Annotated in this window: 20 protein-coding genes; 7 read left to right on the top strand and 13 right to left on the bottom strand. The window is 68.7% G+C overall.

The genetic code is table 11. The features are described from left to right. Positions 1 to 12: 12 nt before the first annotated feature. The 11 genes from SS2_RS11270 to SS2_RS11320 form a co-directional block, all read right to left on the bottom strand. A complete protein-coding gene (locus SS2_RS11270; protein WP_066464080.1) occupies positions 13 to 1026 on the bottom strand; it encodes a prephenate dehydrogenase in 1014 nt (337 codons plus the stop codon). Beyond that, on the bottom strand, positions 1023 to 2003 hold the full coding sequence (locus SS2_RS11275) for a prephenate dehydratase (protein WP_066464449.1): 981 nt from the start codon (positions 2001 to 2003) through the stop codon (positions 1023 to 1025). Before SS2_RS11275 ends, SS2_RS11270 begins: the two co-directional genes overlap by 4 nt. After that, the gene (locus SS2_RS11280) at positions 2000 to 2860 is read right to left on the bottom strand and encodes a hypothetical protein (protein ID WP_066464082.1); all 861 of its coding nucleotides are present in this window, start codon (positions 2858 to 2860) and stop codon (positions 2000 to 2002) included. The genes SS2_RS11275 and SS2_RS11280 overlap by 4 nt, the downstream gene beginning before the upstream one ends. A 61-nt stretch (positions 2861 to 2921) precedes the next feature. Further along, positions 2922 to 4916 (bottom strand): VanW family protein, encoded by a 1995-nt coding sequence (locus SS2_RS11285; protein WP_066464083.1) that lies wholly within the window; start codon positions 4914 to 4916, stop codon positions 2922 to 2924. A 127-nt stretch (positions 4917 to 5043) separates the two neighbouring features. Then, positions 5044 to 5460, bottom strand: coding sequence for a DUF6113 family protein (locus SS2_RS11290; protein ID WP_083942152.1), 417 nt, complete (start codon positions 5458 to 5460; stop codon positions 5044 to 5046). Positions 5461 to 5524: 64 nt separating this feature from the next. Further along, the gene (locus tag SS2_RS11295) at positions 5525 to 6502 is read right to left on the bottom strand and encodes a PIG-L family deacetylase (protein WP_066464089.1); all 978 of its coding nucleotides are present in this window, start codon (positions 6500 to 6502) and stop codon (positions 5525 to 5527) included. A 113-nt stretch (positions 6503 to 6615) separates the two neighbouring features. After that, positions 6616 to 8526 carry a translational GTPase TypA gene (gene typA / locus SS2_RS11300; protein ID WP_066464095.1) on the bottom strand — a complete coding sequence of 637 codons (1911 nt, stop codon included), beginning with the start codon at positions 8524 to 8526 and terminating at the stop codon, positions 6616 to 6618. Between the two features lie 304 nt (positions 8527 to 8830). Beyond that, positions 8831 to 10828 (bottom strand): dipeptide ABC transporter ATP-binding protein, encoded by a 1998-nt coding sequence (locus SS2_RS11305; RefSeq protein WP_066464096.1) that lies wholly within the window; start codon positions 10826 to 10828, stop codon positions 8831 to 8833. Further along, positions 10825 to 11781 carry an ABC transporter permease gene (locus SS2_RS11310; protein WP_066464097.1) on the bottom strand — a complete coding sequence of 319 codons (957 nt, stop codon included), beginning with the start codon at positions 11779 to 11781 and terminating at the stop codon, positions 10825 to 10827. Before SS2_RS11310 ends, SS2_RS11305 begins: the two co-directional genes overlap by 4 nt. Then, complete coding sequence (locus tag SS2_RS11315) at positions 11774 to 12700, bottom strand: ABC transporter permease (RefSeq protein WP_066464099.1); 927 nt, start codon at positions 12698 to 12700, stop codon at positions 11774 to 11776. The genes SS2_RS11310 and SS2_RS11315 overlap by 8 nt, the downstream gene beginning before the upstream one ends. A 226-nt stretch (positions 12701 to 12926) precedes the next feature. Continuing rightward, positions 12927 to 14528 (bottom strand): ABC transporter substrate-binding protein, encoded by a 1602-nt coding sequence (locus SS2_RS11320; RefSeq protein ID WP_066464451.1) that lies wholly within the window; start codon positions 14526 to 14528, stop codon positions 12927 to 12929. A 377-nt stretch (positions 14529 to 14905) separates the two neighbouring features. On the opposite strand from SS2_RS11320, the gene SS2_RS11325 reads away from it, so the two are divergent. The 3 genes from SS2_RS11325 to SS2_RS11335 all read left to right on the top strand — a co-directional run bounded on the left by SS2_RS11325 (position 14906) and on the right by SS2_RS11335 (position 18487). After that, the gene (locus tag SS2_RS11325; RefSeq protein WP_083942153.1) at positions 14906 to 15700 is read left to right on the top strand and encodes a GTP pyrophosphokinase; all 795 of its coding nucleotides are present in this window, start codon (positions 14906 to 14908) and stop codon (positions 15698 to 15700) included. An 89-nt stretch (positions 15701 to 15789) separates the two neighbouring features. After that, a complete protein-coding gene (locus tag SS2_RS11330; RefSeq protein WP_066464103.1) occupies positions 15790 to 16404 on the top strand; it encodes an NAD(P)-dependent oxidoreductase in 615 nt (204 codons plus the stop codon). 199 nt (positions 16405 to 16603) lie between these two features. Continuing rightward, positions 16604 to 18487, top strand: coding sequence for an MFS transporter (locus tag SS2_RS11335; protein ID WP_066464104.1), 1884 nt, complete (start codon positions 16604 to 16606; stop codon positions 18485 to 18487). 101 nt (positions 18488 to 18588) lie between these two features. Here SS2_RS11335 and SS2_RS11340 read toward each other — a convergent pair whose 3' ends face one another. Both SS2_RS11340 and SS2_RS11345 read right to left on the bottom strand, forming a co-directional pair. Next, the gene (locus tag SS2_RS11340; protein ID WP_066464105.1) at positions 18589 to 19053 is read right to left on the bottom strand and encodes a hypothetical protein; all 465 of its coding nucleotides are present in this window, start codon (positions 19051 to 19053) and stop codon (positions 18589 to 18591) included. 23 nt (positions 19054 to 19076) lie between these two features. Next, the gene (locus tag SS2_RS11345; protein ID WP_066464106.1) at positions 19077 to 19616 is read right to left on the bottom strand and encodes a TetR/AcrR family transcriptional regulator; all 540 of its coding nucleotides are present in this window, start codon (positions 19614 to 19616) and stop codon (positions 19077 to 19079) included. Between the two features lie 74 nt (positions 19617 to 19690). On the opposite strand from SS2_RS11345, the gene SS2_RS11350 reads away from it, so the two are divergent. The 4 genes from SS2_RS11350 (at position 19691) to SS2_RS11365 (ending at position 22102) form a co-directional block, all read left to right on the top strand. Continuing rightward, the gene (locus tag SS2_RS11350; protein WP_066464109.1) at positions 19691 to 20398 is read left to right on the top strand and encodes an MBL fold metallo-hydrolase; all 708 of its coding nucleotides are present in this window, start codon (positions 19691 to 19693) and stop codon (positions 20396 to 20398) included. Between the two features lie 18 nt (positions 20399 to 20416). Then, entirely contained in the window at positions 20417 to 20839 is a 423-nt protein-coding gene (locus SS2_RS11355) for a GNAT family N-acetyltransferase (RefSeq protein WP_066464110.1), read from the top strand. A 63-nt stretch (positions 20840 to 20902) separates the two neighbouring features. Further along, positions 20903 to 21337 (top strand): iron chaperone, encoded by a 435-nt coding sequence (locus SS2_RS11360; protein WP_066464111.1) that lies wholly within the window; start codon positions 20903 to 20905, stop codon positions 21335 to 21337. 57 nt (positions 21338 to 21394) lie between these two features. Continuing rightward, positions 21395 to 22102: a histidine phosphatase family protein gene (locus SS2_RS11365; protein WP_066464113.1), complete on the top strand. Its 708-nt coding sequence runs from the start codon at positions 21395 to 21397 to the stop codon at positions 22100 to 22102. The last annotated feature ends 2 nt before the right edge of the window (positions 22103 to 22104 follow it).

Consider the following 22104-nt stretch of genomic DNA (forward strand, 5'->3'; position numbering starts at 1 on the left):
GTCAGCAGGACGTCAGCGGGGTGCGACGACGACGACGGAGCCGTGGGCAGGGTCGGCGGCCAGCACCTGACCGCCCGACGCTCCCAGCTCGCTCAGGTGCTCCTGCCAGCCGGGCAGGTCCGCCAGGACGAGGCTCTGGACGTCCTCGGCCTCGGGGGTCCCCGCCGCATCGTCGACGGTGCCGTCCCCCGCGTCGCGCAGGACGTCCGCGCGGTCGAAGAACTCCTCCGTCGGCCCGTTGGACTCCAGGGCCCCGGCGAGCTGCTCCAGCTCCGCGATAGCCCGGCGCAGCACGGGTGCCACCCACGCGGCGTTGTCGGTGACCATCGCCTGGGTCCGGCGCGGGGTGGTCCGGGCGACGCGGGTGCCGTCCCGGAAGCTGCCCGCTGACAGGCCCACCGCGACGGGCCGGATGGCCGCGTGGGCCACGAGGTTGAGCAGCTCGGTCGCCATGACGTGCGGCAGGTGGGAGATGAGGGCTGCCGCCTCGTCGTGCACGTCGTCGGTCAGGGGGTAGAGCACTCCGTCGAAGGTCGCGGTGATCATCGCCGCGACCATGAGGAAGGCTCGCTCGGAGGTGGTGCGGTCCAGCGTGAGGGCCCACCGGGCCCCGACGAGCAGGTCGGCGTGGGAGGCCCCGAAGCCGCTGTGCTCGGTCCCGGCCATCGGGTGCGCTCCGACGTAGCGGTCGCTCAGCCCGGCGCGGTCCATCGCAGCCCGGACGGGCGTCTTGACGCTGCCCACGTCCGTGACCACGGTGTCCGGGCCGAGGACCGAGGCGAGCAGCTGGGCGGTCTGGTCGACGGCGCGCAGCGGGACCGCCACGACCACGAGGTCCGCGTCGGCGCCGGCGAGGTCCGCGGGAGCGGCGAGGACGTCGACGCCCAGGGCGCGGGCCGCCTCGCGGGTGGAGGGGTCAGGGTCCCAGCCGACGACCGCCGTCCCGGTCTCGAGCAGCCGGCGGGCCAGCGACCCGCCGATGAGCCCCAGCCCGAGGACCGCGACCCGGCGCGGGGCGGTGGTCATGCCCACAGCAGACCGCGTCGCAGCGCGAGCTCGTCGGCCCCGGCCTGGACGCTGCCGGCGGGGACCCGGTCCACCTCGACGGTCTCGTCGAGCTCCCCTCGGGAGGGGAAGACCCCTAGGGTCTTGACCGAGTCGCCGGCCGCGAGCAGCCCCTCCAGGACGCTGCGGACGGAGGCGTCCCACGGTGCGCCGTCGACGGTGATGATGAAGACGTACTTCGCCTCGAGGGCCTTGATGGGCCGCGTGATGAGGCTGGACATGTTGACGCCGAGGGAGCCGAAGGCGTCGGTGATCCGTGCGAGCACCCCGGGTCCGGTGACGTGCGGGGTGATCGCGAGCATGGTGCGCCAGGTCCCGGCTGCACCCTCGATCGCACCACCGGCCGCGTCGATGCCGCCCTCGACCGCGCTGTCGCGGCTGGCCAGGAGCAGGAACCGGGTACGGGCGCCGTGGAAGTCCTCGACCGAGCGGGTGTGGGTGCGCATCCCGTAGATCTCGCCGCAGATCCGCGGCGCGAGGGCGAGCTGTCCGGGGACGAGGTCGCGGCAGGCGGCCGCGTTGGAGGTCGCCGGCACGGTCGTCAGGGCATGGGCGGTGATGAAGGCCTCGCACTGGGCCAGCCCGTGCGGATGGCTGGAGACCTGGGTGGCGGGGCCGTCGTCGTCGGGCAGGGCGAAGGCGTCGAAGGTGATCGTCACGAAGGCCTCGTCCACGGCGACGACGTCGCGGGAGGCCACGATCGCGTCGAGGGAGGGGACGACGTAGCCCTCCACGGAGTTCTCGATCGCCACGACGCCACGGTCGACCTCGCCCGAGGCGACCTGGGCGTAGACGTCAGCCACCGTGCGCAACGGGACGAGCTCGACGGACGGAGCGTCGGGCATGTCGCTCAGGGTCCGGACCCAGCCCAGCGTCGCCTCGTGCGTGAAGGTGCCCTCCGGGCCGAGGTAGGCCAGCCGCAGGTCAGGCGCGGTCACCGGGCGAAGACCTCGGCGGACGCCCACACGGGGGTCAGTGCGTCCGGTCCGGGCAGGAACTCCTGGCCGGCGAGCACCGCGAGCACCCGGTGCTCGACCCCACGGGCCGCGAACTCGGCGAGCAGGCTCTCCAGGACGGTGGAGTCCGCACAGGTGAAGGAGGTGAGGAAGACGTGCGGCCCGGCCTGAGAGCGCTGGCTGCGCAGGTGCTGCAGGTCGATCCCGGTGGCGGCGATGACGCCCAGGGTCTCCTGCAGGGAGCCGCGGTGGTCGTCGCGCGGACCGAAGGCCAGCCACACCTGGGCGGGCCGGTCGAAGCGGGTGAGCGTCTCGTGGGTCTGCAGCAGGCCGTACCAGATGAGCGGTACCTGTCCCAGGCGCTCGCTGCCCGGCAGCTCCTGGAAGCCGGCGGGGATGGCCGAGCGCTCGACGACGAGGGTCCCGTGCTCACCGGCGAGGGCGATGCGCTCCTCGAGGGTCGTGGTGGTGGGCACCAGGTGCGGGCTCACGCCCATCGCCCGGAGCACATGGCGGCAGTCACGCATGCCCGCCTCGTCGACGATCGCGGTGCCGCTGGCCTCGGCGGTCCGTCCCACCCAGGTCCACTGGGAGGGGACGGCCACAGCCTGCGTGAGCAGCAGGGACCGGTCGCCCGAGAGCAGCAGCCGCTCGAGCTCCGGTGTGGGCTGGGCAGGGTGACCGATGTGCACGACGGCGGAGAGGTTGGCCATGTTGGCGATCGTGGCGAGGGTGGCCGTGGTGGACCCGAGGTCGAGCAGGATGCCGTCACCCCACCCGCCTGTCTCGGCTGCCAGCCGTGCGTGGGGGCCGGACTCGCGCGCGCTCTTGCCGAGCATGGGTTTCTCTCCTCAGGTGGACGGGGCGGTCGATCGCAGGACTGATGCTAGCCGCAGCGCTCTAACCGTCGCAGACGACGGCGTTCTGTGGACGGTAACGCCACTTGTTCGTCTCGTTGATGACCTCTTCGCCGGTCGCGGTGATCGTCACCTTCCGCCACACCGAGATGGTGAACCCGGCGCCGCCCGAGGACTGCGGGGCGCAGCTCGGACCGGAGCGGTGCTCGGTCGTGGGCGCCACGATCGCGGTCTTGTCGCTCGAGCCAGCCTTGACCGTGTAGTACGGGGTGCTCCACGCGGCGACGTGCAGCTGTCCGTCCGCGATCCAGGACTGCAGCAGCACGCCATATGGGGAGTCGTTGCGCCACCGCATGTCGATCTGACCGTCGTAGAGGGTCGCCTCGCGGCCTGCGGGATACCGGGTGAAGTAGTAGCTGTGGGGCTGGTGCTCGACGTCGACCATGCCGGCTTCGAAGCCCACGTTGTAGGTCGTGGTGGACATCTGGGAGAGGCCGCCGCCCACGCCGTCGACGATGTTCCCGTTGACGATGATGTGCGCTTCCTTGTAGCCGTTCTCCCGGGTGAACGGGCCGATGGCCTCGGTCAGGGAGAAGGTCTCGCCGGGCTTGACGAGGACGCCGGTGACCTTCTCAGCGGCGATCCGCAGGTTCTCGGTGCGGTCGGCCTCGTTGGTCAGCGGGGTGGCGAACTCGGCGACCTTGGTCGTCACACCGAGCGCCTCGAGCGCCTCGGTGGTCTGGGAAGGGTCGCTTGCGACGAGCTCGACGGCCGCGGTCCGGTCGTCGGAGAGAGCGGCCTTCTGCACGGCCTCGGCCAGGTCGGCCGGGTCCAGGGTGGTGCCCGGGACCCCAGGCTGGATCGTCGGGGTGCCGTCGACGAAGACGAAGGTCGCGTCGGAGGAGTTGGCGAGCAGGGTGGTGGTGCGGTCGACGACGTCCTGCACCAGCTTGGTGCCGTCGAAGGCCAGGACGAGGTCGCCGTCTGTGGGGGTGAAGGTCGCGGCGGCGGCGAGGGCGGTCACCGGCAGCTCCGCGACCTGGTCGGCGACGGTCACCGAGACCGACGACTGGGCGATCTGCTGGGCCTGGGCGAAGGCGAGGTCCGTCTCCTCCTGGGTGATGTCCGGCTCGACGCTCGTGGTGGGCAGGTCGAGCGGACGAGCGGCAGAGAGCCAGCCCGCGAGGATGTCGGCCTGGGCCTCGTCCTCCTCCAGCGCGGACCCGTCCACTGCCTCGGTCTGCACCGCGGCGCCGTCCACGAAGCCGACCGTGCCGCTGGTCGCGGGCACGCTCAGGTCAGCGGCGAGGGCCTCGGTCGCGGCGTCGAACTTCGCCTCGTCGACGACGGTGACGGGCTCGACCGTCTCGCCGCCGGAGATCTGAGCCAGCAGGTGCCCGGGCGCGAGGGTGAAGTCGGTGAGTCCCTCGATGGTCGCCTCCGCGTCGAAGGTGAGCCCTGCGGCCACCGGGTCGATCGTGGTGGCGGCCTCGCCGGCGGTCACCGGGACCGGAGCGGTGGCGATCCCGCCGAGCTCGGTCTGCAGCCGGGCGACGGCGTCCTCGGAGGACAGCCCACCGATCTCGACGCCGGCCACCGTGGTGCCGCGCGGGATGCGGTCAGCGAAGTACCACTGCGCGCCCAGGTAGGCACCCACAGCGACGACGACGCCGATCCCGGTCCACAGCAGGACCTTGGGCCAGCGGCGGGAGGACTCCTCGGTGTCGAAGTCGGACAACGGAGACCCGGGCTTGTCCGGCGGGGTGGCAGCTGCGACACCTGCAGGCGGGGTCGAGGCAGGCTTGGCGGCAGAGGCCGGGGTGGAGGCCGGAGTGGATGACGCGGTGCTCTCGTCGCCCGACGTGTCGTCAGCCTTCGGAGTGCTGGCGCCCTCGACGGGAGGACGCTGCAGGACGGGATAGCTCAGTCCCTGGACTGCGATCCCGGAGGGCGTCCGCTGGACCTTCGCTGCGCCGGTGCTCGGGCGCGGTGTCGGGGTCTGCGGAACCGGAGTCGTCTCGTCGGAACTGCTGGTCATCTAGTCGCTCCACTCGCGAAAAAGGCCGGGGTCATGCCCCGTGGACAGCGTTGGATGCGGTTGCCCCCGCACGGTCAGTGTACGTCGCTCCACCCCAGCCCCTACCACGCCGTCGAGGTGTGGTCGTTCAGTCGCTGAACCACGACCGCGGTGCGAAGGCCGCGACCCCGATCATGACCATCCCACCGATCATCCAGACGTAGCTGATGGGCTGCGCGGGCATGATGACGTCCCCGCCCGGACCCTGCGCGGCGAAGAGCTGGACCACGACGAACCAGCCGATCGCGTACGGGACGAGCCCGCCTCCCCCGAGCCATGCCCGGACCAGCACCCCGGCCACGGCCACGGTGATCAGGGCCACGACGAGGATCCACGGCATCCACTGCCGGTGCATGACCGTCCCCACCAGCCCGACCACGGCACCGAGCAGGCCTGCGCACAGGTACCAGACGATCAGGATGGGACGGAACCCTGCCGGTGCGGGGTGCGGCTGTCGCGGCGCGTGCTGCGGAGAGGACGGCTGGGCGAGGTACGGGTCAGACATACCCCAGACGGTACCGCCCTCTCCTGACAATCCTCTGAGCCGGTCCACCTCGGACCTCTCGCCGTCAGGCTGTGGGGGCGCTGGCGTAGTGCTCGTGCGTGAGCCAGGGCACCAGCACGTCGTTGCTCAGCGCGTACCACCCGGCGAGCTCAGCCTCGTCACCGCCGTCGAGCCGGTGGATCCAGTGGACCTGGGTCGCATGCGCTCTCAGGGCCCCGTCGACCCGGTCGAGCACCGGACGGGTGTCGATGGTGGCAACAACGGGCAGCCCCGCGGTGGCCGCGGCCGGCAGCGGGCTGTCGGGGCCGGCGTCGGGCAGGGCGGCCGTCGAGGACTGGGCCAGCAGCGTGGCCAGGCTCCCCGCGCGCTGGCTCGCCGCGTGCAGCGCGGCGCGTGAGCTCCGCACCAGGTGAGCCGGGATGACGGCCCACCACACGTCGTCGGGCACGTGGCCGGGACGTGAGGAGGAGGCGTGGGCAGCCAGCTCGAGGGCATGCATGGTGATCTCGTGAGCCCGCACGTGGTCGGGGTGGCCATAGCCGCCCCCGGGCTCGTAGGTCACCACGACCGCCGGGCGCAGCTCGCGGATGAGCTCTGCCAGGGCAGCGGCCGCCTGCTCGAGCGGGGCGGCCACGAGGGCGCGGGGAGGGACGTCGGCGGCGGCGCCGGCCTGTCCCCCGGCAGCGCCGACCCACGCCATGCCGGAGTCCTCGTACCGCACCTGCTCCCCCTCCTGGGCCGCGGACTGCGCGCTGGAGACGAGCTGGTCGAGGTAGTGATGGTCGGTCACGCCCAGCGCGGCCAGCGCTGCGGCGAGCTCGCCCTCGCGGTGCGCCGCCAGCGCGGGGCCGTCCCCCTCGAGGTGAGCCAGCTCGTCGCCGATGACCTCGCCCCGCTCGCCGCGGGTGCACGTCACCAGGGTGACGGGCTGGCCAGCGGCCGCCCAGGTGGCGAGCAGCCCGCCGGTGGCGAGGGTCTCGTCGTCGGGGTGGGCGTGCACGGCAAGCAGCGGACCGGCAGGAAGGGAGGCTTCGGTGATCATCACGGATCTATCTTCGTCCATCACCGGCGCCCCTCGGAGACGACGACGGCCACCAGGCATGCCTGGTGGCCGTCGTCGCGAGCCGGTGGGCTCAGGTGCTGATCAGGGGGTGATCAGTTCTTCTTCGTGCGGGAGAAGGCACGGGCACGCTCGGACTGGTCGAGGATGACCTTGCGGATGCGCACGACCTCCGGGGTGACCTCGACGCACTCGTCCTCGCGGGCGAACTCGAGGGACTCCTCGAGGGTGAGGTGCTTCGGCGGGGTGAGGTTCTCGAACGTGTCGCTGCTCGCAGCGCGCATGTTCGTGAGCTTCTTCTCCTTGGTGATGTTGACGTCCATGTCCTCGTTGCGAGCGTTCTCGCCGACGATCATGCCCTCGTAGACCTCCTGGGTGGGGTCGACGAAGAAGGAGCCGCGCTCCTGCAGGTTGATCATCGCGAAGGGGGTGACGACGCCAGCGCGGTCGGCCACGAGCGAACCGTTGACACGGGTCTCGATCGGACCGGCCCACGGCTCGAAGCCCTCGGCGATCGAGGAGGCGATGCCGGTTCCACGCGTGTCCGTGAGGAAGCGCGTGCGGAAGCCGATGAGGCCACGGACGGGGACGACGAACTCCATGCGGACCCAGCCGGTCCCGTGGTTCGACATGGTCTCCATGCGGCCCTTGCGCTGCGCCATGAGCTGCGTGACGTTGCCGAGGTACTCCTCGGGGACGTCGATGGTCATGCGGTCGGTCGGCTCGTGGACCTTGCCGTCGATGAGCTTGGTGACGACCTGCGGCTTGCCGACGGTCAGCTCGAAGCCTTCGCGACGCATCTGCTCGACGAGGATCGCGAGAGCGAGCTCTCCACGGCCCTGGACCTCCCAGGCGTCGGGACGCTCGGTCGGCAGGACGCGGAGCGAGACGTTACCGATGAGCTCCTTGTCGAGGCGGTCCTTGACCTGGCGAGCGGTGACCTTGTGGCCCTTGCCGCCCTTGCCCGCGAGGGGCGAGGTGTTGATACCGATGGTCATGGAGATCGCCGGGTCGTCGACCGTGATGAGCGGCAGCGGACGCGGGTCGTCAGGGTCCGTGAGGGTCTCACCGATGGTGATGTCCTCGATGCCGGCGACGGCGACGATGTCACCGGGGCCCGCGGACTCGGTGGGGACGCGGGAGAGCGCCTTCGTCTCGAGCAGCTCGGTGATCTTGACGTTCTGCAGCGTGCCGTCGGCACGTGCCCAGGCCACGGTCTGACCCTTGTTGATCGTGCCGTTGAAGATGCGCAGCAGCGCGAGACGGCCCAGGAACGGCGACGCGTCGAGGTTGGTGACGTGCGCCTGCAGCGGGGCGTCCTCGTCGTAGGTGGGCGCCGGGATCTTCTCGAGGATGGTCCGGAACAGCGGCTCCAGGTCCTCGGAGTCGGGGACGGTGCCGTCGGCGGGCTGGTTGAGCGAGGCGCGACGGACCTTGGCGGCCGCGTACACGACCGGCATGTCGAGGATCGAGTCGAGGTCGAGGTCGGGGACCTCGTCGGCCAGGTCGCTCGCGAGACCCAGCAGCAGGTCGGTCGCCTCGGCGACGACCTCTTCGATGCGGGAGTCGGGGCGGTCGGTCTTGTTCACCACGAGGATCACGGGGAGCTTGGCGACGAGCGCCTTGCGGAGCACGAAGCGCGTCTGGGGCAGCGGGCCCTCGGAAGCGTCGACGACGAGGGCGACACCGTCGACCATGGACAGGCCGCGCTCGACCTCGCCACCGAAGTCGGCGTGGCCGGGGGTGTCGATCACGTTGATGGTGATGCCCTCGGGGTGGCCGAACTCAGCCGCAGCGGGACCGGTGTAGTGGACTGCGGTGTTCTTCGCGAGAATGGTGATGCCCTTCTCGCGCTCGAGGTCACCGGAGTCCATCGCACGTTCGTCGACGTGTGCGTGTGCGCCGAAAGCGCCGGACTGGTGCAACATCGCGTCGACAAGGGTCGTCTTGCCGTGGTCGACGTGGGCGACGATCGCGACGTTACGCAGGTCGGAGCGCACAGACATAGAGAAACTCATTTCACAGTGTGAGAAGGAACGGGGCACCGCGTGCAAGCACGCAGTTGATCACCCAGTGGTCACGCGTCATTGGCTCGGCTCGAAGCACGCGTGCTGGCACGCGTGGAGCACAAATCGGCACATGGACGACGTTGACCTATGCAATTGTACCTCACGCCGCGGACTCGTCGACTGCGAGCCGGCGACCGGCGCTGCCGCAGCGGCACCACAGGCCTCCCACCACGCACGACGCCCGCGACCTGGAGGTCGCGGGCGTCGTAGACGGGGTGCAGCGTGTCAGCGCTGGAGCAGGTCAGACCGCGAGGTCCTCGGTGCCCAGCTGCAGGCTCGCGCCCGGGATCGCCCCGAGCAGCTCACGCGTGTACTCCTCCTTCGGCGAGTCGAAGACCTCGTCGGTCGTCGCACGCTCGATGATCTTGCCCTTGCTCATCACGCAGACCTCGTCAGCGATCTGACGCACGACCGCAAGGTCGTGGGTGATGAACAGGTAGCTCAGGCCCAGCTCGCTCTGCAGGTCGTTGAGCAGCTCGAGGATCTGCGCCTGGACGAGCACGTCCAGAGCCGAGACCGCCTCGTCGCAGACGACGACCTCCGGCTGCAGAGCGAGCGCACGGGCGATGGCCACACGCTGACGCTGACCACCGGAGAGCTCGTTGGGGAAGCGGCGCATGGCCGACTGCGGCAGGGCCACGAGGTCGAGCAGCTCACGCACCCGCGTCTCGCGCTCCTTGGGCGAGCCCACCTTGTGCACCCGCAGCGGCTCCTCGATCGTGCGGAAGATCGAGTACATCGGGTCGAGGGAACCGTAGGGGTTCTGGAAGATCGGCTGCACCCGGCGACGGAAGGAGAAGAGCTCCTTCTTGCCGAGGGAGGTCATGTCGACCCCGTCGAAGATGATCCGTCCCTCGGTGGGCTCCAGGAGGTTGAGCACCATGTTGGCCACGGTCGACTTGCCTGATCCCGACTCCCCCACGAGCGCCACGGTCGTGCCGCGCTTGAGAGAGAAGGAGACGTCGTCAACGGCCTTGAAGGCGTTGTGCCCACGGCCGGAACCACGGATGGTGAACACCTTGGTGAGGTTCTCAGCCACCAGCACGTCGTCGCGGGCCTCGGCCACACCGTCTCCGCCGGTCTGCGCCAGCAGCTCCTTGACCTCGACGCCGGCCGCCTTGGCGGACTGGATGCGTCGTGAAGCCAGGGACGGAGCGGCAGCCACGAGACGCTTGGTGTACGCGTGCTGCGGGTTCGCCAGGATCTCACGCGAAGGGCCGGACTCGACCACGCGGCCGCGGTACATGACCACGAGGTGCTCCGCACGCTCGGCAGCCAGACCGAGGTCGTGCGTGATGAACAGCACCGCGGTGCCCAGCTCCTGGGTGAGGTCACCCAGGTGGTCGAGGATCTTGCGCTGGACCGTCACGTCGAGGGCCGAGGTCGGCTCGTCGGCGATGAGCAGCTTGGGGCGCGCAGCCAGACCGATCGCGATGAGCGCACGCTGGCGCATTCCGCCGGAGAACTCGTGCGGGTACTGCTTGGCCCGGCGCTCGGCGTCGGGCAGGCCGGCCTCGGCGAGCAGACCCGCGACGCGGTCCTTGGTCTTGGCGACCGAGGTGAGCTTCTCCACGGCGCCCGTGGCGGAGGGCATGCCCAGCCCTTCGAGGATGGTGACAGCCTCGCCGCGCGTGGTGGAACCGGTGACGAGGGTGTCGTCAGCGCGCGCCAGGATGAGCTCGCGGTCGTGCTCGGGGCGGGAGCTGAGCTCCTCGCGGAGCAGACCCAGCAGCGTGCGCTTGGCGTCACCGCTGAGCAGCAGGTCCTCACCGACGAAGGCGGCCGGCTCGGTCTCGGCGAGGCCGCGGGTCAGCACGCGCTGCGTTCCGCGGGAGACGTCGATGCCGTTGGCCCGCAGGCCTTCTTCCACCTGGTAGCCGATGGACCACACCGGGTTGAGGTTGGACATGGGGTCCTGCGGGACGAGCCCGATGGACTTCCCGCGCAGGTTGACGATCTCCCGCTTGGACGCCTTGGTGATGTCCACGCCGTCGAAGATGATCGAACCGCTGGTGACCTGTCCGGTGCCGGGAAGCAGGTCGATGATGGCGTGTGCCGTCGTGGACTTGCCGGAGCCGGACTCGCCGACGATGGCCACGGACTGACCGGGGTAGATCGTCAGGTTGGCACCGATCACGGCGTGGACGGGGCCACCGCGGGTCTGGAAGTCGATGCTGAGGTCACGGATCTCCAGGAGCGGCTTCGTCCCAGTGGTTTCTGTCGTCGTGGTGTCTGTCATCGCTTGCGCGCCTTCGGGTCGAGGGCGTCGCGCACGACGTCGCCCATCATGATGAAGCTCAGGACCGTGAGGGCCAGGGCGGCGGACGGGTAGAACAAGATCATCGGCTGCGTGCGCAGCGAGACCTGCGCCTTGGAGATCTCCGCGCCCCACGACAGGACCGAGCCGGGCAGGCCCAGGCCGAGGAAGGACAGCGTCGCCTCGGCGACGATGAACGTTCCGAGAGACACCGTCGCGACGACGATGACCGGGGCGATGGCGTTCGGCACGACGTGCTTGAGCAGCGCCTGCCCGCGGGAGACACCCAGCGACTTGGCCGCGGTGATGAAGTCGTTGTTCTTGACGCTCATGACAGCGCCGCGGGTGATGCGCGCCACCTGTGGCCAACCGAAGACCGCGAGGACGGCGATGACACGCCAGACCCCACCTTCACGGAAGACCTGGCCGACGACGATCGCAGCGAGCACGAGCGGGATGGCGAAGAAGATGTCGGTCATGCGCGAGAGCACGGAGTCGAACCAACCGCCGTAGAACCCGGCCAGCGCTCCGACGATGCCGCCGATCAGCACCACCGCGATGGTCGTGACCAGGCCCACGGTGATCGAGGCGCGCGCGCCGTAGATGACGCGCGAGTAGACGTCGCAGCCCTGGCGGTCAAACCCGAAGGGGTGTCCCGCCGCCGGGTCGCCGAGGGACTTGGACAGGTCGCAGAACATCGGGTCCGTCTTGGTGAACAGCCCAGGGAACGCGGCGATCACGAGGACAAGAAGGATGAGGACGGCGGAGAACCAGAACATCGGCCGACGACGCACGTCGTGCCAGGCGTCACGCCAGAGGTTGGTCGGGCGTTCGGTCTCGTCGACCTTGTCGACGACCGCGAGCGGGGTGAGCGCGGGGTCGGCGACGAAGTGCTCCTGGCCCACGCGCGGGGAAATCGTGCTCTGCTCAGACATAACGGATCCTCGGGTCCAGGACCGCGTACAGCAGGTCCACGATCAGGTTGCCAATGAGGTAGACGATCACGAGGATCGTCACGAAGCTGACCACGGTGGCAGGTTCGCCTCGGATGATCGCGCCGTACAGCGTGCCTCCGACACCCTTGATGTTGAAGATGCTCTCGGTGACGATGGCGCCGCCCATGAGGGCGCCGAGGTCTGCCCCGAGGTACGTGACCACGGGGATGAGAGAGTTCCGCAGCACGTGGACGCTGACCACACGCGAGCGGGGCAGGCCCTTGGCGGTGGCGGTCCGCACGTGGTCTGCCGAGAGGTTCTCGGCGACGGAGGTGCGGGTCAGTCGCAGCACATACGCGAAGGAGACTGCGCCGAGGACGATCGCCGGCATGAGGAGCGCCTTGACGGAGTGGTCCGTCCCGACGGTGGCGGGCAGAAGCTGCCACTTCACACCGACGAGGAACTGCATCAGGAAGCCGATGACGAAGGTCGGGGCCGCGATGACGATGAGGCTCACGAAGAGCAGCGACGCATCGAAGAACTTGCCCTTGCGCAGCCCGGCGATGAGACCGAAGAAGACTCCGAAGACCGTCTCGATCACGAGGGCCATGAGCGCCAGCTTGAGCGTCACGGGGTACGCAGCTGCGACGACCTCCATGATGGGCTGCCCGGAGAAGGACACACCGAAGTCGAGCGTGAAGATGCCCTTGAGGAACAGCAGGTACTGCACGAAGAACGGCTTGTCCAGGTTGTACTGCGCCCGGATCTGCTCTGCGACGGCGGGCGACAGACCTCGGTCACCACCCATGGCGGCGATCGGGTCGCCCGGCATTGCGAACACCATGGCGTAGATGAGCAGCGTCGCCCCCACAAACACTGGGATGAGCTGCAGCACTCTTCGTCCGAGATATCGGACCATCGGTCGTTCCTTCCACACTAGCCGTGTCGCTCCACGGATCGACTCGGATCCGACCGTCGACTTTAGTGGACGTCTGCACGTCCCCCCGACGCGCACTCTGCTGCACACGCCGGGGCACGCGCATGGGGTGAGGGAACCAGCCCCTCACCCCACGCGTTGGTATGCCTTGGACCGTCGCGGCTCAGCCGAAGCTCAGCCCCGTGATCCTGGTGTCACCGGGGGGTGATCACCACTGGCTGATGGCGTCAGCCTCAGCCCACAGCTCCTTGGCCTTCTCGGGGTTGAACTCGAGAACCTCGGACCCTGCCAGCGAGTCGCTCCAACCGGCGATCACTGGTGAAGTGTAGTCGCTCGCCGGGGTACGGGTGCCCTGGAAGATGGCCTCGGTGATCGCCTCGCGGTCGATCGCCATGGAGATGGCCTGGCGACGCAGGGCGCCCTCCTCGCCGGAGAAGTGCTCCAGCGACTCAGCGATGGTGAAGGACTGGAAGATCGCAGCAGCCTGGTTCACGGCACGGTCGCCGAGGTCAGCCTTGAACGTCGCGAAGGCGCTGTCCGGGACGGCGTCGAGGACGTCGAGGTTGTTGGCCAGCAGGTCGGTGTATGCCGTGTCCTGCGAGGTGTAGAACGTGAACCGCACGCCGTTGTTCTGCGCGGTGCGAGGACCGTCGTAGGACGGGTTCGGGATGAGGTCGATGGACTCATTGTGCTTCCAGCTGCCCTCGGCGATGGTGTACGGGCCGTTGCCGATCGGGTTCTGGCCGTAGGCGGCCATGTCCTCGAAGGCGACGGAGGGCAGCGGCATGAAGGCCGTGTAGCCCAAGCGCAGCGGGAAGTCAGCCTCGGGCTGGGTGAGCTTCACGGTGAAGGTCGTGTCGTCCACGACGGTCAGGCCGGTGAGCTCGGAGTCAGCGTCGTAGGAGAAGCCCTCGATGGACTCGAAGAAGTACGAGCCGAGCTGGGCGTTGCTCAGCAGGGCGCCGTAGTTCCAGGCGTCGACGAAGGACTTGGCGGTGACAGCTTCTCCGTTGGAGAAGGTGTGACCGGCCTCGAGCTTGACCGTCCAGGTCTGGCTGTCCTCAGAGGTGATCGACTCGGCGATCTCGTTCTGCGGGGAGCCGTCAGCCTGGTAGGAGACGAGGCCCTGGAAGAGCTCGTCCATGATGCGGCCGCCGCCGGTCTCGTTGGTCATGCCGGGGAGCAGCGGGTTCGCGGGCTCGGAGCCGTTCGCGAGGACGACGCCGTCGCCGGTTGCCTTCTTGACCGCGTGGTACAGCGGGGTGGAGTTCCAGCCGAACTCGACGTCCGTGACGGACTCCGAGGAGCCACCGGTGACGTTGGAGTACCAGAGCGGGATGGCCGGAAGGTCCTTGAACAGCTGCTCCTGCGCCTGGTCGAAGAAGCCGTTGGCCTCCTCCACCGAGGTGGCCGAGAGGCCCTGGCTCAGCAGCTCGTCGAAGTTCGCGTTGGAGTAGTCACCGTCGTTGGAGCCGGCGCCGGTGCCGTAGAGCGGGCCGAGGAAGTTGTACAGCGACGGGTAGTCCGCCTGCCATCCGGTGCGGAAGGCACCGGTCATCTTCCGGTCCTGAACGTCCGAGCGCAGCTCGGCGAAGGTCGCGTACGGCTGACCCTCCGCCTGGATGCCGAGCGTGTTCTTGACCGAGTTGGCAACTGCGTCGACCCAGGCCTGGTGGCCACCGTCAGCGTTGTACGCGATCGTGAACTTGTTGGACGAGGCACTCGTGGTCTCGTCCGCCTCGCCCGAGCCACCGCCACACGCGGTGAGGGCGAGCGCGCCGGCAGCAGCAAAGGCGACTGCGGCGTGCATCCGCTTGATCTTCAATGTTCCTCCAAGAAGGCTGAATTTGCGCAGATTGTGCTAACTCGTCATCTTTGCCCGGCGCTCGTTGGCCCGACGATGGCGTGTCAAGACATCGTTGTGTAGAACGAAAACTACCCATGCCCCGATGGGACCTTTCACCAGATCGCCAGTTGGGCCGCCTATCGTTACCAAGTTGGTACTGGCCGGTAACATTGGGCACACGTTGTCCACATGGTGGGACGCTTTCTGCGAACGGGCCGGGAACTCGCCGTTCACAGCGGATCTTCACGGCCCACGAAGGTTTCCTTAACTCCCCCACAGGGCCGCCCACTATCCTCGAAGAGGCGGGCCAGAGCAGGTCTGCGCAGCCGTGGAGGAGCCCGATGAACACCGATGCCTTGACCGACCCGACGCACCGGGCACGACTCAAGGACGACATGATGCGGTTCCTCATGTCCTACCGCTTCGGCATCGAAGAGATGATGACGAAGGTCAACATCCTCAAGGACGAGTTCCACTACATCCACGCCTACAACCCCATCGAGCATGTCTCCTCCCGGCTGAAGTCCCCGGAGGGAATCCTCAAGAAGGCCGTGCGCAAGGGGTGCCCGCTCACCATCGAAGACATTCGGGCACAGATCTACGACATCGCCGGGATCCGCGTCACCTGCAGCTTCGTCTCCGACATCTACACCGTGCGGGACATGATCGTCGGGCAGTCGGATGTGACGGTGCTCGAGGTCAAGGACTACATCGCCGAGCCCAAGCCCAACGGGTACCAGAGCCTGCACCTCATCGTCACCGTGCCGGTCTTCCTCTCCGACCGCGTCGAGCAGGTCACCGTGGAGATCCAGATCCGCACGATCGCGATGGACTTCTGGGCGAGCCTCGAGCACAAGATCTTCTACAAGTACGACGGCGCGGTCCCCCAGACTCTGCTCGCCGAGCTCAAGGAGGCAGCCGACGTCGCCAACCGCCTCGACCGCAAGATGGAGCGCCTGCACACGGAGGTGATGAGCCTGGACACCTCCGAGGCGGCGCGACAGGACGACACCTTCCTCGGTGCGCTGCGCACGCTGCCGGTGCCCGAGGGGCTGCTCGACGCCTTCATCGCGGCGACCACCGAGCGCGAAGACCGCCGCGGGCGGACCGGGCGCACCGGGAACGGCCCGGTCTGAGCAACGACGGATCAGCCTCTCGGGCGAGCGGACCCGGCACATAGGATGGCGACGGACATCACCCGCACCCGAGCACACAAGAGGACTCCGTGAATATCACGATCGTCGGCGGGTCGAAGGGCTCCGGAGCCCTCCTGGCCTCCCTGGCCCGCGACGCGGGGCACAACGTCACCGTCCTGTCTCGCAGCGGGACTGCGCCGGAGGGCGTCCGGGCGGTGGCTGGCGATGCGAGGGACCAAGCGGTGGTCACCGCGGCTGTCACGGGAGCCGACGCCGTCGTCGTCACAGTAGGTGGCGCCAAGGGAGTCGCCGACCACCGCGCTGCCGTGACGCGGACGGTGATCTCAGCGATGCACGACGCCGGCGTCCGCAGGCTCGTCGTGCAGTCCTCGCTCGGTGCAGGGAACTCCGGCTCCCAGCTCCCCGCCCCCGTCCGGCTGATCACCAAGCTGCTGCTCGCCAAGCCGCTGGCCGACCACAACCAGCAGGAGGCTGCCGTCACCTCCTCCGGCCTGGACTGGACCCTCGTGAGGCCGACCGGCCTCACGAACAAGCCGGCGACCGGCTCGTGGCACGCGCTCGACGTCGCAACCCCGGGTCAGCTGCGTGGATCGATCCCTCGCGCCGACCTCGCCGCATGCATCCTCGAGCTGCTCGGCGACGACTCGACGATCGGCACGGCGCTCGGTGTGAGCAGCAGCTGAACGACCTATCCACGGGGAGCAGGTCTGGTAAAATCGTTGATGCCTTCGGGCCACCACGGCATCGATGACACGACACGCGAGGTCCATAAGAACCCTCTGACACGGCACGGTCGATCGCCTTTCAACCGCCGACTGTCAGGAGACTTCTATGGCACCCCCTCGCGCTTCCCAACCACGCGCCAAGGGACGTTCGGGCGCAATGATCGCGGTCGCGGCAGCGGCTGCGTTCCTTGCCACCTTCAACGAGACGTTCCTCAACGTAGCCTTCACGCCGATCATGCAGGACTTCGGCGTCGATGTGAGCAGCGTGCAGTGGCTCACCACCGGCTACCTGCTGGTCGCAGCGGTCTTCGTGCCCGTGGCGAACGTGCTGTACCACCGTTTCCCCACGCGGGCCCTCTTCGTCGGCGTCGTCGCCCTCATGACGGTCGGCTCGGTGATGGGAGCCCTCGCCCCCACCTTCGAGGTACTGCTGGTCGCGCGTCTTCTGCAGGCGATCGGCACTGGCCTGCTCACCCCTGTCGGCATGAACATCACCCTTGCCGTCTCCCCGCGGGAAAAGCTTGGCCTCACCATGGGCATCATGGCGGCAATGACGACGTTGGGCCCGTCACTGGCCATCGTCCTGTCCGGCGTCATTCTGACCGTCGCTCCCTGGACCACCCTGATGTGGGTCTTCGGCGCACTCACCCTCGCGGTTCTGCTCGCTGGCGCGGTGGCCCTCCGGACCGTCGCTGACCTCGGCCGACCGGTTGTGGACGTCCTGTCCTTCATCCTGGTAGCCGTCGGCCTCATAGGCCTGCTCTATGGCGTGTCCAGCGCATTCGAGGGATCCCCCCTGTACGCGGGTGCTTCAGCGGCCGTCGGGCTGCTCGCGATGTGGCTGTTCATCATCCGACAGCGCCGCATCGACCATCCCCTGCTCGACCTGCGGCCGTTCTCCAACGCCCCCTTCGTGCTCGGCGTGCTGATGACGATGCTTGGCCTGGTCTTCGTGTTCGCCATGAACGTCACCATCCCGTTGTTCCTCCAGGGTGCACTCGACATGCCACCGTTGGTTGCCTCCCTCGCCCTCGCGCCGGGCATCCTCCTCACCGTGGGCATGGGACCCGTCGCAGGACGCCTCTTCGACCGGCACGGCGGCCGCTGGTCGATCCCGCTCGGATTCCTCATCATGGCGGTCTTCGTCACGCTCGTCGGAGTCGCTGCTGGCTACTCCTCGGTGTGGATGCTCGGGATCCTCTATGTCCCGGCAGTGCTGGCTACGGCACTCGTCATCGGCCCCGCCCAGACATTCGCACTGTCTCACCTCGACCGTGAAACCAGCCCGCACGGTGTCACGGTGGTCTCCACCAGCTTCCAGATCGCCGGCTGCGTGGGTACCTCCCTCGCCGTCGGTATCTACGGAGCCCTGAGTGCGGCGAACGCGGGTGCAGGACGGAGCGCGAGCGACGCGTTGCTCACGGGCTTCCACGGCGCCGTCGGCCTGGTGGTTGTGACCTCGCTCATCGGCATCGTCCTCGCTCTCTTGGCGTACCGTTCGGTGCGGTCACGCCGCACGGCCGAGAGCGTTGAGAGTCCGGCGCCCACCGTCCAGTCGATCATGAAGTCGGATGTGTACGCCCTGTCCACGGACCAGACGGTCCTCGACGCTCTGCAGACTTTCACCGAACGCGGCATCTCGGGAGCGCCGATCCTCGACTCCGACGGCAGACTGGCAGGCTTCCTCTCCGACGGCGACGTCCTGCGGTACCTGTCTGCAACTCATCCCTCCTCGGCCTCGATCTACTCCTACGTGACCGATGCCGAAGACGACCTGGACCAGGCGATGTCCGATCTGGCGAAGCTGAATGTGATGCGGCTCGCCACGCATGATGTCGTCACCATCGACGCCGGCGCGGCGATCAGTGACGCCATCGCTGCGTTGTCGGACGCGCGGCTCAAGAAGGTGCCCGTCGTCGACAAGGACAACTCCCGCCCCATCGGAATCGTGAGCCGGTCAGCAATCAAGAATCTGGCGATCGCCACCTACCTGCGCTCTCGCAGCGAGAGCATGCAGGCTGAACGCAGCACCAGGGTGTGACCCGTCGCCCGCCAGACACATAGCTCGTCGAAGCAGGCCGGACCCGTGGGGGTCTGGCCTGCTTCGCTGTCCCGCGGCGGCACCCGTTCCTGCTCGCGCAATCAGCGCCGACCGTCGCCCGACGGCTTCGTTCGAGGGGGCCTCGAGGGGTCGGGCCACCACCAGTGACCCCGCGACCGACGCTCAGCCCTGCGTCGGGCCGCGTCAAAATACTCCTCACGCGCCGCGTCAAAGATCGGCTGAGGCAGGCTCAACGGCGCACGGCTCAGCTGGCGCCCCTCCAGCAGGGCGCCAATCAGCCCCGGAATCTCCCGCATCCCCCGAACACCTTTCACAGACCGCCTGAGCCGCCCGCCCTCCTCTGTGAGCCGCATCCCCCACGACGAGTCGACCTCAGCCAGGCCGGAGCCGGCGAGGATCGCCAGCGCGGCCTCAACCCTTTCCCGTGACGGGACATCACACTGCAGCATGTCCCAGCCCGGCAGCAGGCGGCTGAGCGACACGGTTCGCTTCGGGTGCAGCAGGGTCATGAGTGTCGCGGCGTCGGAGACGGCAAGGCGGTCCATGCCGTTGAGGCTAGCGCGGATCCCTAGCGGCTCCCGCTGTCAGACTCGAGCCCCCTGATCACGCAGCGCAGGCCATAGTCGAAGGCCTCGTCCACCGCTCCCCCGAGCCGGAAGGCTCCCGCGAGCTCCATCTGCACGAACCCGGTCGCCCAGGCCGTGAACAGTCGAGCGGCATCCAGCGTGTGCGCCTCCCCGACCAGCGCGGCAGCGGCGCGAAGGACAGGGGCCGCCGAGCGCTGCAGGGCCTCCTGCGGGGCGGACGGGGTAAAGATCAGGCGGAACGACTCGGGGAATGCGTGGGCAAAGCTGCGGTAGGCGGCGGCCAGACGCACCAGGTCAGACGCTGATGCCTCCAGGCGTTCGGTGAGGTCGTTCACGCACGCCTCCGCGACGGCGCTGAGCAGGGCATCTCTGTCCCGGAACCGCTTGTACAGCGACGGGGCCCTGACGCCGACACGCGTCGCCACGGCCTGCATGGTGAGCCCTCCGGGCCCACCGGACTCGAGGATCTCCCGAGCCGCCGCGATGACCTCTTCGTTCGTGGTGCGAGTAGGCGCCGACACCAGGACCTCCCGTTGGCTATTGACATTAGCCTTCATGGCTAATTACCCTAGCCATAGTATCGGAAGGGATCACCATGAAGCTCGCGCCGCACCTGCACCGCCTGGGCAACGACATCGTCGCCTCCTACCTCATCGATCTGCCCGAGGGCATCACGCTCATCGACGCGGGCCTGCCGGGCCACTGGAAGGACCTGCACCGCGAGCTGGACACGATCAGCCGCCCGCTCACCGACATCCGCGGGCTCGTCCTCACCCACGGTGACAGCGACCACATCGGCTTCGCCGAGCGACTGCGCCGGACGACCGGCGCACCGGTCTTCATCCACGCGGGAGACGCTCATCGCGTACGCACGGGCGAGAAGCCGAAGACGCCGATGGGGCCCGCGCGGCTCGGACCGGCACTGACCTTCCTCGCCTACGGGCTGCGCAAGAACGCGGTGCGCACCCCGCACGTGCAGGAGGTCGTCGAGGTCGCGGACGGGGACGTGCTCGACCTTCCTGGGAGCCCCGTCATCATCACGATGCCGGGCCACTCCCCCGGGAGCGTCGCCGTGCACGTGCCGGCGACCGACGCCGTCTTCGTGGGCGACGCGCTCACCACGCGCCACGTCCTCACCGGCCGCGAGGGTGCACAGCCGGCTCCGTTCACCGATGAACCGGACGTGGCCCTGGCCTCGCTCGACCGGCTCGCCGAGATTCCGGCGTCCTGGGTCTTGCCCGGCCACGGCGCCCCGTGGCAGGGGTCGCCAGCCAACATCGCGGCGGCCGTCCGGTCCGCCTGAGGTGCGAGGATGGGCCGCATGCCCCTTCCTGACCGCTACGAGCTGATCCTCGGCGCGCCCCATGTCGATGAGTACCGCGCGCTGCGGGCGGACGCAGGGCTCTCCCCCAAGAGCCACGCCCAGAGCGCTGCCGCGATCGCAGGAACGTGGTTCTTCTGCCACGTCCGTGACCGCGCGACGTCGACGCTGGTGGCCATGGGCCGCGTGATCGGGGACGGCGGGTGGTACTTCCACATCGCGGACATCGCGACCCACCCAGATCATCAAGGCGCGGGACTGGGACGCACCGTGCTGGACACGCTGACCGCGCACATCCACGCCACCGCTCCGCCGGACGCGTACATCACGCTCATCGCAGACCCGCCTGGACGGCGGCTGTACGAGAAGGCCGGCTTCATCGACACCGATCCGTCCCGGGGCATGCGGCTCGCCACCCCGTAGCCGGCGGCAGTAGCGTGATTCTCAGACGACGACGGTCGCAGCTCGCGAACCCAGGAGGATGACATGTCAGAGAAGACTGCGGGGTTGACCCCGGAAGAGCGCGAAGCCGTCAAGCAGCGCGCCGCAGAGCTACGCGCCCAGGAGAAGGCCGGCAAGAACCGGGCTGCCGGCGAGCAGGCCGTCCGCGAGGCGATCGCCGAGCTGCCGGAGGCTGATCGGATCCTCGCCGAGGGCATCCACCGGATCGTCTCCGAGGTCGCCCCTCACCTCGTCCCGAAGACCTGGTACGGCTTCCCGGCCTACGCCCGCGAGGACGGGAAGATCGTCGTGTTCTTCAAGGCGGCGTCAAAGTACAGCTCGCGCTACGCCACCCTCGGCTTCGAAGAGTCCGCCCAGCTCGACGACGGCGACCTGTGGGTCACCTCCTTCGCTCTGCTGGCGCTCACCCCCGAGACCGAGAAGACGGTCACGGAGTACATCCGCACGGCTGCCGGCTGACCGGCAGGACCAGCGGAGCCTGACGGCGCCGTCGGCCGGGGTGGTTAGGCTGGCGGGATGGCGACAGTTCTTCTTGTGCGGCACGGCCGCACCACAGCGAATGCCACTGGGCTGCTGGCCGGGAGGGCCGACGGCGTCAGCCTTGACCAGACCGGCCGCGACCAAGCTGCTCTCACCGGAGACCGGCTCGCAGCGGTTCCCCTGGTCGCGGTCGTGTCGAGCCCCCTCGAGCGGTGTCAGCAGACCGCCCAGCACATCCTCGAGCGCCAGGCGGGCACGCCGTACGTCTCGGTCGATCCCGATCTCACCGAGTGCGACTACGGGCAGTGGCAGGGCCGCCTGCTCTCCGACCTCGCACGCGAGAGCCTGTGGCCGCAGGTGCAGTCGCAACCCTCTGCCGTCGTCTTTCCCGGCGGTGAGTCCATGGCTGCGATGCAGGCCCGGTCGGTGGCCGCGATCCGCCGTCACGATGCAGCCGTCGAGGCCGAGCACGGGCCCGAGGCGGTGTGGGTTGCGGTCAGCCATGGCGACATCATCAAGTCGATACTCGCCGACGCGCTCGGCATGCACCTCGACCTGTTCCAGCGCATCACCGTAGGCCCAGCATCCGTGTCGATCGTGCGCTACGGCGCTGGCCGGCCGACCGTCCATGCGACCAACACGGAGGGGGGCGACCTGGCGTGGCTGTCGACGGGCATCCACTCTGGCGATGCACCGGTGGGTGGTGGCGCAGGGCACACGACGCCGTCACGTACCGGCGCCTAGAG

Origin of the sequence: Sanguibacter suarezii NBRC 16159 (assembly GCF_001552735.1) — a bacterium.
Taxonomy (GTDB): Bacteria; Actinomycetota; Actinomycetes; order Actinomycetales; family Cellulomonadaceae; genus Sanguibacter; species Sanguibacter suarezii.